The organism is Pseudomonas sp. GZD-222, assembly GCF_049310525.1.
GTDB lineage: Bacteria > Pseudomonadota > Gammaproteobacteria > Pseudomonadales > Pseudomonadaceae > Aquipseudomonas.
In genome coordinates this window covers 112,183-126,928 of sequence record NZ_JBMOWO010000080.1, presented here as the reverse complement: position 1 = coordinate 126,928, position 14,746 = coordinate 112,183, and the positions used below count along the sequence as shown (strand labels likewise).

Genomic DNA, 14,746 nt, shown 5'->3' with positions numbered 1-14,746 from the left:
CGTGGCAGAAATTCCGGGATGGTTGTCCTAGCCGCTGACTTCCCAGGCGCGATAGCCTCACCGCAGACCTTGCCGACGCCCTGAAAGGCTGCGCAGACAAGCAACCACAGGGGGTACTTGCAACGATGGGTAATAGGCTGCAGACACTGTGGGACGATGGAGAGCGCGCGTTATCTCGAGAGCAGGGAATGGGGCAAGGGGCTGCCGTGATCGACATCCGCTGCCTGATGAATACCAATATCATTGGCATCGTGCTGTGGCGCAACGATGGCGAGATCACCGAGGCCAATGATGCGTTCCTGCGCATGGTGGGTTATCGGAGGGAGGATGTAGCCTTCGGCAGCATGAGCTGGCGGGATCTGACACCCGCGGAACTGTTCGAGGAGACCGAGCAGGCCATGCTAGAGGCGGTCAGGGTCGGCTGGGCGCAGCCTTTCGAGAAGGAGTACGTGCGCAAGGGTGGCGGTCGGTTGCCGGTGATTGTCGGTGTAGCCACCCTCGATGCCAGCCGCCGGGAGGGTGTGGCGTGCGTCCTTGATCTTACCGAGCGAAAGCAGGCCGAAGAGAAGGTGCGTGAAGGCGAGCGGCGTTATCGTGAAGTGCAGACGGAACTGGCTCATGCCAATCGCGTAGCCACCATGGGGCAACTCGCCGCCTCAATTGCCCATGAAGTCAACCAGCCCATCGGCGCTACCGTCACCAACGCCCATGCCGCGCAGCGCTGGCTGGCGGCCCAGCCACCTAACCTGGAGGAGGTGGGACTGGTGCTCGGCAACATCATTCGGGACGCCAACCGCGCGGCAGATGTGCTGGGCCGGATTCGCGGAATGATCCGCAAGACGCCGCAGCAGAAAGAGCCGGTGGACATCAACGAGGCAATCCGCGAAATGGTCGAGTTCACCCATTGCGCAACCTGCAAGCATGGTGCTCAGGTGCATATGCAACTGGCGGATGCCTTACCCCTGGTAGAGGGTGATCGGGTGGAGCTGCAGCAGGTGCTGCTCAACCTCATCCTCAATGCGTTGGAAGCAATGGATGACGTTGAGGAAGGGGGTAGGGTGTTGTGGATCGGTACAGCGCTGAATAGCGAGGGCTGTGTGCAGGTGAGGGTGGTCGACTCGGGGCCGGGGTTCGCCTCGGGGTCGGCCGATCAAGCACTTGAGCCATTCTATAGCACCAAACCGTCTGGCTTGGGCATGGGGTTGTCTATCTGTCGAACCATCATCGAGAGCCATTGTGGACGGTTGTGGGTCAGCGCCAATGAACCGAGGGGGGCGGTAGTGCAATTTACGCTGCCGACACTGTAGGACCTGCCTTTATCACGGGATGCAAGACCTGCGAGAGGGGCTTCATTTCTGCGACACCTGCACTTTCGGCGCACACGCCGGGGTGTACGGCGAATAGCGGAAGGGGAAATTTCCTCTTCGTCGTTATTTATTTAGGAAAAATAATGGCACCGGTGGTCCGGTATAAGCTTCGTTCAAACTTATGACGCGCATACTCCAAGCAGCTCAGAAACTCTGAGCAATTGAGAGGTAGGTATGACCATCGAAAAGAATGGAAATGGAAATATTCCTCAAGGCACTGAAAAACAGGATGAGAAGGAGCTTTCATCTAGTGCCAAAGGCCATCAGTTAAAACATCAACCTGAAGAGCAGGACGACAACCTCGGCTACACGCCTGACGAGCCTGAAAAGACTCATGGAAATAACCGTATCACGTTCATCGCTGCCTCAAATGCGGAGCGATACAGTTACGAGAGGGCTCCATCGCCCAAGCGGCGTGATCATTAGGCAACTTAGCCATATTCCTGATCTTAGTTCACTGCAGCTTTGAATAGTGTCGTGTTCCAAGGATATGACGCCTGAGTCAGCGTCACACTGACAAAGCGCTGTAGCACAAGCACGAAACCGCCTCCAGCCCCTTGCGGTCGACGATTGTAATCTCACCTCTGGTGTAGTGAATCAGCCCCTGATGCTGCAGCAACCCGGCCGCTAGCGTCACGCCGCTGCGACGTACCCCCAACATGTTTGCCAAACATTCGTGGGTGAAGTGGAAGTGGTCGCAATGGACGCGGTCGTGGGTCATCAACAACCAGCGCGCCAAGCGTTGTTCAATGTCGTGAAAATGAATGCACGCCGCAGACTGGGCCAACTGCATGACCTGCAGATGCAGATAGTGATTGAGGGTGGTGCGTAGCTCGGGAATTTCACTCAGCGCGGCTTGCAACTGCACACGGCTCAGGCGTAAGCAACTGCCGGGACTATGCACCGAAGCCTGCATTGGCGCGCTCGACACACCCAGAACCAGGCTGGCACCCAGCATACCTTCGTTGCCAACAAGGCTCATCTCCAGAGGCTGGTGGTCGGGTAGGGTCGCCATCAGGCAGATGACAGCACTGCGTGGGAAGTAGGCGTGTTCAATCGCGTGCCCGGATACATACAACACACTACCGTGCGACAGTTCAATGCAATCGCTTTGAGCGCCGATCCTGTCGCGCTCCGTTGGCGACAGGCGCAGAAGCAATTGGTTTTCTATCGTGCTAGGTCGGTTGACTGACACGTGCAATTCCTGTGGCACCGAGAACTTTGGGCTGGGTGACGACAAGTACCTTGCCGCCCTTTAGCAATAGTGTGAAGGCTGCAGGGTCATGAGTCTGTTCGCTAGAGCACCTAGTTGGCCAGTCCGCCAGAGGAGGGGCGTGGGGGTAAATAGGGCAGCAGACGCTCGGTTTCCTTCTTCACAACGGCATAGCATTCGCAACTGAGTTGTTCCAGGTGGGCCCTGTCCAGCACCTTGATATGTCCGCGACTGTATTCGATCACACCCAGGCGCTGCAGCTTGCCTGCCGCGTCGGTTACCCCTTCGCGGCGAACTCCGAGCATGTTGGCGATCAGTTCCTGGGTCATGCACAGTTGATCGCCTTGCAGACGGTCCAATGACAACAGCAACCAACGACACAGTTGCTGGTCGATGGAGTGATGGCGGTTGCAGACCGCGGTCTGCGCCATTTGGGTGATCAGCGCCTGGGTGTAGCGCAACATCAACAGCAGCATCTCGCCATGACGATTGAACTCGTCCTTGAGGCGTTGCCCCGGCAAGCGGTAGGCATATCCGGCACTTTGCACAATGGCGCGACTTGGCGTGCTTTCACCGCCCATGAACACCGCGATGCCGATCAGCCCCTCATTGCCCACCACGGAGATCTCCGCTGAAGCACCGTTTTCCATGACATACAGCAGAGAGACGATGGAGTCGGTAGGAAAGTAGACGTGGCGTAAGGCATCGCCGGACTCGTAGAGCACTTTGCCCAAAGGCAGGGGCGCCAGCTCCAGGTGCGGTCGCAGGCGCTCCAGCGCTGGCAGGGAGAGGGCTGCCAGCAGGTGGTTGTGGCGTGGCTCAGGTGCAGCAGACATATTCACCACCCTGCGAGATTCAGTTGGCTGACAGCCCAAGACTACTCCAATGCCGGTAGTGACGTTATCGCGTCGGACGGATCGTTCCCCCTAAGCGGTCTGGCGCACCGACTCGCAGGCACCGATCAACGATGATCCAGAGGATACGTAACCTTTGTTGCGGTGAGCTCTGGAGATCATCATGAACAGACACAATGACCCGAATCTGGTCCAGGGGCCAGGCAAACCGCTTGCCCGCCACCCCCAATCCCTGCCGATTCCCGGCGAGCATGTATTCAATCGCGGGCAATCGGCCAATGAGGCGCTGCGCTCCACCCAGAGCGGCAATGAACCACCTCGTCGTGAGCGGCCACGGCCATGAGCCACGATTGGGACACGCCGATGAACCCATACTATTTCGTCATCGCTAGGGACACCGGTAATGTGATTCGGGTGATCCAGCGCGACAGCCGCCCGGCCAACACCCGCACGCTGATCCACCGTAGCGCATCGATATGGCACCGTGACCGTTACGCGGACTTCTTTGCCTCCGGAAAAAATCTTATCCACGCCTCCCAGGTGCTGGAGGATTTCAACAGCAGTGAGCTACAGACCTAAGGCACCGGTAACGCGCACCCCTCATACTGGGCAATCACCCGATGTTGCTGGCCATCATCCTGCAACTGCAGGCATGGCTCGGTGAGCATTATTCCATCAAGGCTCAGCCTCAGATCGTCGCCTTCGCCGTTGATTACCTCGATGTGATAGTACGCAGTGCCGAAGCGGTAATGGAGGGTGTAGCCAGGCCAGTCAGCCGGCAACAGCGGCTGAATACGCAAGGAATCGCCAGTACGCTGTAGTCCGAGCAGATCCTCCACGATCAGTCGGTACATCCAGCCTGCCGAACCCGTGTACCAGCTCCAGCCACCTCGCCCTGCGTGCGGTGGCACGGCATAGACATCGGCGGCCATCACGTAGGGCTCGACCTTATAGGTGTCGATCAACCCTGCAGTGCCCTGGCGAACCGGATTGATCAGGCGCAACAGCTCCCAGGCCTTGGCCCTGTCGCCCAGACGGGCGAAGGCCATGCTGGCCCACACCGCGGCGTGGCTGTATTGCCCGCCATTCTCGCGGACACCCGGTACATAGCCCTTGATGTAACCTGGGTCGAGCGTGCCACTGTCGAAGGGCGGATCCAGTAGTTGCACAATACCGATATCGCGGCGTACCAGGTAACGGTCCACGGCGCTCATGGCCATGCGGCTGCGTTGCACCGGGGCGGCGCGGGACAGCACAGCCCAGCTTTGGGCGATGGAGTCGATCCGGCATTCCTCGTTGCTCGCCGAGCCCAGCAGCTGGCCGTCATCGAACCAGGCGCGGCGGTACCAACCGCCATCCCAGGCATGCGTTTCGAGGTTGCTGGCCAGGCTTGCCGCCTGCCGGGTGCAGTGCATTGCGAATTCACTGTCACCGTGGCGCTGGGCGGCACCGGCGAATTGCTGCAGTACCTCTATGCCGAAGAATCCCAGCCAGACACTTTCGCCCAGCCCTTGTTCACCCACCCGATTCATGCCGTCGTTCCAGTCGCCACTGCCAATCAGCGGCAAGCCATGGCGCCCGCATTTGAGCCCCTGGCCCAGGGCGCGCTGACAATGTTGGTAGAGGCTCTCGACTAACGGCGAGCGCCCGGGCAAATCGTAGTAGGACTCTTCGCCAGCATTGAGCAAACGGCCTTCGAGATAGCTCACCTGTTCGTCCAGCACGCTGCTGTCGCCGGTAATCTGCAGGTAACGGCTGGTGGCCAGCGGCAGCCACAGCAGGTCATCGGAGCAGCGGGTGCGCACCCCGCGCTGCAGCGGTGGATGCCACCAGTGCTGCACGTCGCCTTCGGCATACTGATGGGCGGCGCACACCAGCAAGTGCTGACGCGCGCTAGCAGGATCGGCGTAGAGCATGGCCATGCTGTCTTGCAACTGGTCACGAAAGCCGATGGCGCCACCCGATTGATAGAAGCCACTGCGTGCCTGGAAGCGGCAGGCAATCACCTGGTACATCAACCAGCCGTTGGTGAGGACGTCCAGCGCTGGCTCCGGCGTTTCGATGCGCACGCGGTCCAGGGTATGGCGCCAGTGTGCGCGTACCCGTTCCAGTTCCACAGTTGCCGCTCTTAGCCCGCGGTACTGCTGGACACGGCGGGTGGCGGCGGTAGCGTCCTGTTCGGCACCTAGACGGAACACCACTTCACGGCATTCGCCATCTTCCAGCATCAGGCCGACCTGCAGTGCTGCGCAGGGGTCCAACCCGCCACCGGTACGGCCAGACAAGCGCGCCCGGCGCAAGGCGGCTGGCGAATGCAACGTGCCGTTGCGTCCCAGGAACTCACTGCGGTCGCAGGTGATACTGCGGTAGGGCAAATCGCTGTCGAGAAACGCCACTCGCTCGGAAAACTCGATGGAATAGGCGTTGCGTGCAAACAGGGCACCGCTGAAAGGGTCCGCTTCGCTGACCACGTGCATGGCCGACTTGCTGCGCAGGTCGCCCAGTACCCACTCGACAAAGCAGGTTGCCGACAGCCGCCGTGGCCGCCCGCTGCTGTTGGTGACCTTGAGTCGGGAGAATTTGACCGGCGCGTCCAGCGCGACAAAAACCCACAGCTCGCAGCTCAAACCGTCGTCGACATATTCGAAGACGCTGTAGCCAAAGCCGTGACGGGTGCGATAAGTGCCCGGGCCCGGGCAGGGTTGCGGGGTGGGTGACCAGTATTGACCGCTGTCCTCGTCACGCAGGTACAAGGCTTCACCACTGGGATCGCTTACCGGGTCGTTGTGCCAGGGCGTGAGTCGGAACTCGTGGGCATTCTCGCTCCACGTGTAGGCACTGCCAGCCTCCGACACGATGCTGCCGAACTGCGGATTGGCCAGCACATTGATCCACGGCGCTGGCGTTGGCCGACCGGGGATGTGGGACATGATGTACTCGCTGCCATCGGCACTGAAACCGCCATAGGGATTGGCGAGTTGCAGGGCCGGCTGGCGTACTTGTCCGGGCATTGTATTGGGTGGCGCACTGTAGGTGGGGCTGGGTTCGAACGCCGCCAGCGAGGGTTCGGCGCGGTGCCGGTGCAATTGTTCGGCAAGGCTGCCGTGGCTGTCGCTGAGCACCAGCCGCGCCGCCGCGAGCATCAAGGTGCGGTCTTCGCTGGACAACTGCTGTGCCGGGCGTACGAACAAGCCGCCGGGGCGGTCGAGCAGGCCGGCTTCGCTGCCAGAGGTCACTACGCCCATGATCAGCTCCTGCAGTTGCTGGCGGTAGCCGGCCTGGTCTTCGTTCCAGATCACCAGGTCGACCACCAGACCTTTTTGCCGCCAGTAGGCATGGGCGTTGACCATTTGTTTGACCAACTGGATATTGCCGGGGTCGCTGATCTGCACCAGCACAATCGGCAGATCGCCGGAAATCGCCTGGCCCCAGAGGCCGGACTGATTGCGTCGGTTGCTGGCCAGCAGTGTGCTGTTAGCACGCAGGGTGGCGTTGGCGTAGATCACCGAGGCGGCCATTTGCTCGAACAGCCGCGCATCGACCAGAGAACCGTTGAGCTGACGCAGCAGCACCTGGCTGTGGGTCCACGCGAGGTCGAAGACCCGGTCGGCCAGATGACGGTCGCGGTACTTGGCAATTTGCTGCAGGCAGGCTTCACGGCTGCCGGCTACACCGGTGACCAGGTCGATGGTCGCCGTTTGCCCGGGCTCCAGGCTGATGCGACAACGGATCGAGACAATCGGGTCGAGCACCGCACCGGCGCTGTTACTAAGCTGGACCAGATCTGGCGCCAGCGCCGCCGGGGCGACCAGGGTACGGCCGCGGCCGATGAAGCGGGCGCGATCGGTTTCATAGGAAATGGCATCAATGTCGACACCATGGGCGGCCAGCAGATGACACATCCACGGCGCGGGTTCTTGCTGCGAGCGCGGGCGTCGGCTACACACGATGGCCTGCAACGCCGGTAGCAGTTCGGTCTGTACAAACAGCTTGCTGAAGGCCGGGTGCAGCGCGTCGCTGATGGCTGGCGCCAGTACCACCTCGGCGTAACTGGTCAGCTCCAGGGTGCGGCGACTGTCATCATGATTGGTCAGATGCAGGCGGCGCAGCTCGATGTCGTCTTCGGGGGATACGACGATCTCAGTGTGGCAATCGAAGTCCAGCTCACGCACCTTGAACTCTGCCCGGGCATCACTAAACACCGCTTCCTGGCTCTTGGGCTTGTGCAGAGTCGGTTGATGGGCGGTAGACCAGTAGGCGCCGCTGGCCACGTCGCGCAGGTAACAGAATATTCCCAGGTTGTCGCAGGCGATATCCTCACGCCAGCGTGTCACCGCCAGGTCGTTGCAACGGCTGTAGCCACCACCAGCGTTGTTGACCATCACATGGTAGCGGCCATTGGACAGTAACTGCACCGCCGGGCGCCGCCGATCCGGCTCTGTGAACACGCGCAAACGGCTTTCGTTGGCCTTGACCGCCTCGTCGCTGGGCGGCGCCTCGGAGGCATGCAGGTATTGCGCTGCGGTTTTTGGCACGCGCTCCTGCAGCAACAGCACACTGGCCTGAAACTGCGGATCGGATTCAAAGCGGCGCTGCATCGGCCTGTCCAACAGCAGCGAGGTCAGGGCGAGGAAGCTCATGCCCTGGTGATGAGCCATGAACGAGCGCACGATCACCGCACTTTGTCCCGGTGGCAGCCGTGCTTCACTGTAGTCCACCGCCTCGTAAAGTCCGAAACGTCCGCCCAAGCCCTGTGCCGCCAGGCGCTGCAGGTTATCGCAGGCCGCAGCCGGTGCCACCATCAGGGCCAAAGCGCTGGCGTAAGGGGCTACCACCCGGTCTTCTCCCAGGCCACGCTTCAGGCCCAGGCCCGGCACCCCAAAGGCCCGGTACTGATAATTGAAATGGGTATCGAGGGCGTTATAAGCCGACTCGGACACTCCCCACGCAATACCCAACTGATTGCCATAATCGATCTGCCGGGTGACGGCGGCCTGGCAGGTCTGATCGAGCAGGGTGCCTTCATAGCTGGGCATCACCAGCATGGGCATCAGGTACTCAAACATCGAGCCCGACCAGGACAGCAGCACCGGCACCCCGGCATTGCTGGTGAGCAAGCGGCCGAGGGCAAACCAGCTGTCCTGGGGCACTTGGCCCAGGGCGATCAGCACAAAGTTGGTCAGGCGCATCTCTGAGGCGAGCAAGTCATAGCAGGCGGCATCGAGGCGATGCTCGTCGGCGTTGTAGCCGATCACGAATAGATCGCGCTGGGTGTCATACAGGAATCTGAAGTCCATCTGCGCAATTTCAGCAATCCGGCCGGCCAGGCGCGAGCAGGTCGCTATACGTTCCTGGGCTAGCGCTTTGACAGCTGCAACAGCCGGCTGGTCGGCTGCCAGCCAATCGCAGAGTTCCAGTTGCGCCAACTGCCGCCAGCTCTGTGGCGTTTGCAGGGCAGGATCATTGCCAGATGGCAGCGCAAAGCGCAGGACTTCGGCTTGCATATCCAGACACTGCGCGAGCACGGCCTGGCGCCAGTAATCTGCTTCGCTGTTCGCTGTGGGGTCAATGGGCACGGGACTGGACACCGCGACGGCACGCTGCAGCAACTCTAGTAACTGCGCTGTGTGAGCCGGCGAGTTGGCCGGCAGTTGCTGCAGTTGCAAGGTGTCGTGGTACAGCGACTGCACCTCGCCAGCGTTCACGCCTTCGTCGTTCAGGGTGTGCAGCCAGACGTCCAGCGCATCCAGAAGTCCGTGTGTCAGCCGTCTGTCGAGCAAGGGTGCATCGGCCAGCGCCAGCAAGCCAGGTTTCAACGTCAGCAGCAGACCCACCAGGTTTCCGCTGTCCACGGTCGACACGTACAAGGGTGACAGTGGCTTCAGGGTCTGGGTGTCGTACCAGTTGTAAAAGTGGCCCTGGTAGCGCGCCAGGCGGCTCATGCTGTCGAGCATCAGCGTAAGGCGGTCAAGCAACCGCTCGGCACTGAGGTAGCCGAAATCCTGCGCGGCCAGGTGCGAGAGCAAGGCCATGCCCATGTTGGTCGGCGAGGTACGGTGGGCGACGCTGGCATAGGGCGCCTCCTGGAAGTTATCGGGCGGCAGCCAGTTATCGTCGGGGCGCAGATACTGATCGAAAAAAGCCCAGTTGCGGCGCGCCAGGCGATGCAGGAAAGCCAGATCCGTAGTCGAAGGATTGAAATCGACGCCAGCGCTTGTGCGACTGAGCCACCAGGCGAGTGCCGGGCTGGCCAGCCATAACAACAGAATCGGCGCGGCGAGCACCAGCACCAGCGCTTTGAACGACAACAGGCCGGCTAGCAGCAGCGCAAGCGCCGGCGCAATCCACAGGCTTCGGTACAAGCCATACAGGTCGTTGACACTGCTGCGCTCAACTTCGCGCGACGGGCTCCACTGCAGCAACCGCCGCTTGCTGACAAACATACGCCAGAGGGTGCGGGCGACCGCATCCAGGCTGTAATAGGCTTCGAACGGTAACCACGCCAGGGAAAGGCCAGCGCGAAGAAAATGCAGGCCCGAACTGCGCAATACCGCCGCCAGGTGCTGGTGCAGGGGCACTTCCAGCGTTCTTGCGCGTAGCTCCAACAGCGAGCTCAGGAGCGGCTGGACCAGTAACAGCACCAGCACCGCGAGCATCCACAGCAACGGTGCCGATGACGCCAGCCAGCCCCACAGCAGCACCGATAGAAAAGCCGCCGACTCAAGGCTACGGCGCAAGTTGTCAAAGATTTTCCAGCGCGAGAGGGCGCTCAGGCGCTGGCATGTCTGCCCGTCAGCCGCCGGTGCCGTCCACGGCAGCAACCAGGGTAGCAATTGCCAGTCGCCGCGTATCCAGCGGTGGCGGCGTTTGACGTCTGCGCTGAAATGCGCCGGATACTCCTCGAACAACTCGACATCGCTGAGCAACCCGGAGCGGGCATAGCAGCCCTCGATCAGGTCATGACTGAGAATGCGGTTTTCGGCAAAGCACCCGTCCAGCGCCTGTTCAAACGCGTCCACGCTGTAGATGCCCTTGCCAATGAACGAGCCCTGCAGAAACAGGTCCTGATAAACGTCAGAAACTGCACGCGTGTAGGGGTCGACGCCGGCATCGCTGCCGAATAACCGGGCATAGGCCGAGCGCGAGGCGCTGGGCAGACTGATGCCCACCCGCGGCTGCAAAATGGCGTAACCCGCGCTGATACGCCCCGTTTGCGCATTTGAACGCGGGCGGTTCAACGGGTGTTGCAAGGCGCCGATGAACTGCCGCGCCGCATCACGAGGCAGCTGGGTATCGGTGTCCAAGGTGATTACGTACTGAACGTCGCGTAGTTTGCCGACATCCCCGACGATCCGCATAAAGCGATCCTGGCCCCGGCTGCGTAACAAGGCATTGAGCTCGGCGAGCTTGCCGCGTTTGCGTTCGTAGCCCATCCACACCTGTTCCGCAGCGTTCCAGCGTCGCGGGCGATGCAACAGGAAAAACCGTTCGGCCCCGTCAGCCGAATACTTATGGTTCAAAGCTGCGACCCGCTCGGCAGCCAGCTGCAGCAAAGCCTCATCCTCGGGCAGCGACTCCTGTGCAGCGTCTATGAAATCGCTGAGGAGCGCGAAGTGCAGGTGCTCGTCGCGGTTGGCCAGAAAGCGTACCTCCAGCCCTTCAACCAGCTCCTCGACATCACGGGTGCTGGCCATCAGGCAAGGGATTGCAACCAGGCTGCGGGCCTGGGCAGGAATCCCTTGCCGATAGTCCAGACGCGGCAGAAAGCAAGGCACAACGGTCAGCGTTACCAGCCAGTTGACCAGGCCGATTGCCAGGCGGCTGGTCATCAGCAGTATCGGTATGGCCAGCCCTGCCAGAACGGGTATGGACCAGCCATCATCGTAGATCGCCTGGAGGAAGACCCCGGCAAAGATCAACGAGAGCAGCAGCACCGGCCCCAGGTAGAACGTCAGGGGTGCTTTGCGCAACAGCCGTTGCCAGCGTTCGCCAAGCGACACTGTTGCTGTCAGGCGCTGTTCCAGCAGTGCCAGCCCCGGACCGATCAGGTAGAAGCCTACATGGTCTGCTGGCTCCTCCAGGGCGGCGGGGGAACTGGCCAGCTCGATGGCGATATGGGCGATGTCCGCTTCGCTGTGCGTGCAGTGACGTGCCAGGCGTTCGACAACATGGCGGTAATGATCGCGGCTGGCAAAATCCATGGCTGGATAGACCGCTGCCGGGTCCTGGCTGAGGGTCCGTTCGACATGGCTCATGCGCTCGACGAACTCCCGCCAGTCGCTGGTCGACAGCATGCGCAGACTACCGATGCTGTTGCTGATCGATACCTGGTCCGCCGCCTGCTGCTGCGCATCGAGTTGTACTTGACGTTCGATACTGAGCCCGGATTCGGCGAGCATCTGCTCGATCCACGCCAGTGGCTGGCTGAGTGTCGCACTCTGGCCCTGAAGGCGCCTGGCCAGCTCGGCGACGAAGCCAGCGGTCATCGGCGGCTCGGAGCGGGCCATGTCAGCGACCACCAACACCACATTCTTGACGTCGCGCTCAGCGATTTCGCTCAGACGATCGGCCCAGTCGTTAGCCAGGTTGCGGTCGCCCCAGTTGGCCATGACCCGCGCGGCGACGCGCCGCAGGTTCTCGATCAGTGCCAGGCGCAACATGATCGGAATCGCCCACAACTCGCCCAGGGTCAGTGGGGTTACCGTTTGATAGGACTCGACGAAGCGGCTCAGGCTCTCGCCATCGACGCGGCCATCACCATGGGCGATGGTCTCCAGGGCGATGTCGTAAACGCGGGGCAAGTTGCTGGACGGACCGTTGGCCAAGCGCGGTAGTTCGCGGCTGTAGCCGGCCGGCAAATGCGTCTTGGCAATGCGGATGTGCGCTTCGACCAGGTAGTAATTGTCCAGCAGCCATTCTGCCGCCGGCGTCACCCTGCCTGAGTTGGGCAGCACACTGGCGAACGCGGCACAAGTCGTGGCGAGGGTAGCTTCGTTGTCCGCCAAACGGGCGAGGAGGGTATCGGCGGCAGACAACGGACTGAGCCGGTGTTGGCCGGCCAGGAAGGTCCCATGCTCGGCCATCTGTTCGGCGCTGAACAACTCTGAGCGCAGCAGGCTTTCGTACTCGAACCGGCGGGGTCTGGAGTGCCAGCGACGCAGGAGGGTCGGCAGCCGTTGAAACGAAGCAAGTGCGCGGTGCCAAGGGTTATCCATAGTGTCCTTGCTGAACGTAGTCGGGCTGGAAAGTCAGTTTGACGATGCCTGGCGCCGGGGTCTGTTCGGTAGCGAACAGACTTGTTGCACCTTTGGCCTCACCCTAGAAACTGTCATTTACAGTCAGCCGGCAGACGCCGGTGCCGGAGTGCGTCATGAAACAGTCACTGAGGCCCTTTCTTGCCATCGCGCTGATGGCTCTTTCGCTGCTTGTCGTGGGACTGCAAAACACCGCCAGTGCCGCCACTGCAGACGATCTGAACAAAGACGCTCAGCAGGCGTTGCAGATTCTCTACAAGGCCTATCCGTTGGCCGAGAACATGTCACGCAGCGCCAAAGCCGTGCTGGTTTTCCCTAAGGTCATCAAGGCCGGACTGGTGTTTGGTGGAAGCTATGGGGAAGGGGTGTTGTACAAGGGCAAGAACGTGGCTGGCTATTACAACTCGGTCACAGGCTCCTGGGGCTTGCAAGCCGGGGCCCAGTCCTATGCGTATGCCGTGTTTTTGATGACCGATAATGCTCTGAAGTATGTTCAGGACAGCAAAGGCTGGGAGATAGGCGTTGGCCCGACGGTGGTGCTGGTGGACCAAGGCGCAGCGAAAAACCTTTCGACTTCGACGCTCAAGCATGACGCCTATGCTTTTGTCTTCGACCAGCAAGGGCTGATGGCGGGGATCAGTATCGAAGGCACGAAGATCTCGTTGATAAAACGGTAGATTCTCCAGACAGAGGATGCTTGAAACTCTTCTTGGGCCACACGGTCATGCAAAATTACAATGAACTTGATCCCGCGGTAGAGCTACCCAGTGGCGACGCCGATCAAGGGTTGCTTTTGACGGCAGAAAACGGCTGCATCGAAAGTGCGAACCTGACGCTCTGCCGCAGGATGGGCTACTCGCAGCGAGCACTGCCTGGCATGCGCATTCAACAAGTGATGAGCCTGGAAACCAGGAGCTTTCACCTGAATACCCAGCATTCCCGGGAGATTGCGCAAGGCAAGCTGCGCGCAGTCCATGCGGCCGCCGAAAACCGGGCGCTGTTTGCTGAGCAGATGATTGGAATCGTCAGCCACGATTTACGCAATCCGCTTTCGGCAATAAGAATGGCGGCTGACATCCTGTCGCGTCGTGATCCGGACGCCAAGACTATCCAGATGCTCGGCCATATCAGCCATTCAGTCGAGCGTGCCCAGCGACTGGTAGCTGACCTCTTGGATTTTACGCTGGTCCAGGTAGGGCGCGGGATTACAGTGGCGCGCAGGCCGCTTAGCTTCCATGAGGTGGTTGCTGACTGTCTTGAAGAGATCCGGCTGTCATTCCCCAGGAGCGATCTGGTTCACCTGCGTAGCGGCCTGGGGGAATTCTGCGCAGACAGTGATCGGCTGTATCAGTTAGTGGGCAATCTTGTGGCCAACGCTATCGCCTATGGCGCAGAGGGTTCAACGGTCGCCGTGTCTACCTGTATTGAGGACGACACGGTGAGCATTAGCGTGCATAACGTCGGGACACCGATACCTGCGGCGCTGTTGAGCAATCTGTTCGACCCGATGATCCGTGGTAGTCATGACAATGCAGAGCTACGGAGTGTCGGGCTGGGGCTGTTTATCGTTCGTGAGATCGTAAGAGCTCACCAGGGTGAGATTACGGTTAGTTCTAGCGCTGAGTCGGGTACCACGTTCATTGCAACCTTTCCGCGGCCTGGGGCTAGTCTTTGAATCGTCGCTCCGTCGTTGAGGACAGTTATTCCAGTAGCTTCTTCACCAGCTCTTGGTCTTGAACCAACATATCAATAGCATTCATGCAGACACCTCATCGTGGATGGCGTTTCAGTGCTAGACGCATAGCCTGTCCAAATATTTGTAGTGATCAACAACAGCAAGCCAATGATGAGAGTCGAAGCTTGTTGCTGATCGTTCAATCTGCGAATCCAGAGGGAGTTCTTTTCACGATAGATCGCCATGAGGAAGTCATCGCTCGTCCGTAATGCTTCCGTGTGCAAATGATAGTTTGAGCAGCATCGACATTGCTTTTGCTTTGAGCTTCTTCTGTCATTCCGGTCCCTTTTTTCGTATCTACATGTCGATGGATGGCCCGTCGG

8 protein-coding genes and 1 pseudogene are annotated in these 14,746 nt (G+C 60.4%); 6 read left to right on the top strand and 3 right to left on the bottom strand.

Annotated features, from left to right (window positions below):
- Nucleotides 1–215: 215 nt before the first annotated feature.
- Together ACO6VD_RS16065 and ACO6VD_RS16060 are read left to right on the top strand one after the other, a co-directional pair.
- Nucleotides 216–1,307, top strand: a pseudogene (locus ACO6VD_RS16065) (sensor histidine kinase); the annotation flags it as partial.
- A 234-nt stretch (nucleotides 1,308–1,541) separates the two neighbouring features.
- Entirely contained in the window at nucleotides 1,542–1,793 is a 252-nt protein-coding gene (locus tag ACO6VD_RS16060; RefSeq protein ID WP_422420469.1) for a hypothetical protein, read from the top strand.
- Nucleotides 1,794–1,875: 82 nt separating this feature from the next.
- Here the strand turns inward: ACO6VD_RS16060 and ACO6VD_RS16055 are convergent, their stop codons facing one another.
- Together ACO6VD_RS16055 and ACO6VD_RS16050 are read right to left on the bottom strand one after the other, a co-directional pair.
- Entirely contained in the window at nucleotides 1,876–2,562 is a 687-nt protein-coding gene (locus ACO6VD_RS16055) for a Crp/Fnr family transcriptional regulator (RefSeq protein WP_422420467.1), read from the bottom strand.
- Nucleotides 2,563–2,672: 110 nt separating this feature from the next.
- Complete coding sequence (locus ACO6VD_RS16050) at nucleotides 2,673–3,416, bottom strand: Crp/Fnr family transcriptional regulator (RefSeq protein WP_422420465.1); 744 nt, start codon at nucleotides 3,414–3,416, stop codon at nucleotides 2,673–2,675.
- A 181-nt stretch (nucleotides 3,417–3,597) separates the two neighbouring features.
- On the opposite strand from ACO6VD_RS16050, the gene ACO6VD_RS16045 reads away from it, so the two are divergent.
- Nucleotides 3,598–3,777, top strand: a complete 180-nt coding sequence (locus ACO6VD_RS16045) for a hypothetical protein (protein WP_422420463.1) — start codon at nucleotides 3,598–3,600, stop codon at nucleotides 3,775–3,777.
- Nucleotides 3,778–3,797: 20 nt separating this feature from the next.
- The gene (locus ACO6VD_RS16040; protein ID WP_422420461.1) at nucleotides 3,798–4,013 is read left to right on the top strand and encodes a hypothetical protein; all 216 of its coding nucleotides are present in this window, start codon (nucleotides 3,798–3,800) and stop codon (nucleotides 4,011–4,013) included.
- Here ACO6VD_RS16040 and ACO6VD_RS16035 read toward each other — a convergent pair.
- Nucleotides 4,010–12,649: a GH36-type glycosyl hydrolase domain-containing protein gene (locus ACO6VD_RS16035; RefSeq protein ID WP_422420459.1), complete on the bottom strand. Its 8,640-nt coding sequence runs from the start codon at nucleotides 12,647–12,649 to the stop codon at nucleotides 4,010–4,012. The genes ACO6VD_RS16040 and ACO6VD_RS16035 overlap by 4 nt on opposite strands.
- 155 nt (nucleotides 12,650–12,804) lie before the next feature.
- Between ACO6VD_RS16035 and ACO6VD_RS16030 the strand changes: the two genes are divergently transcribed.
- Nucleotides 12,805–13,365 (top strand): YSC84-related protein, encoded by a 561-nt coding sequence (locus tag ACO6VD_RS16030; RefSeq protein WP_422420457.1) that lies wholly within the window; start codon nucleotides 12,805–12,807, stop codon nucleotides 13,363–13,365.
- A gap of 47 nt (nucleotides 13,366–13,412) precedes the next feature.
- On the top strand, nucleotides 13,413–14,363 hold the full coding sequence (locus ACO6VD_RS16025; protein WP_422420645.1) for a sensor histidine kinase: 951 nt from the start codon (nucleotides 13,413–13,415) through the stop codon (nucleotides 14,361–14,363).
- Nucleotides 14,364–14,746 lie beyond the last annotated feature (383 nt).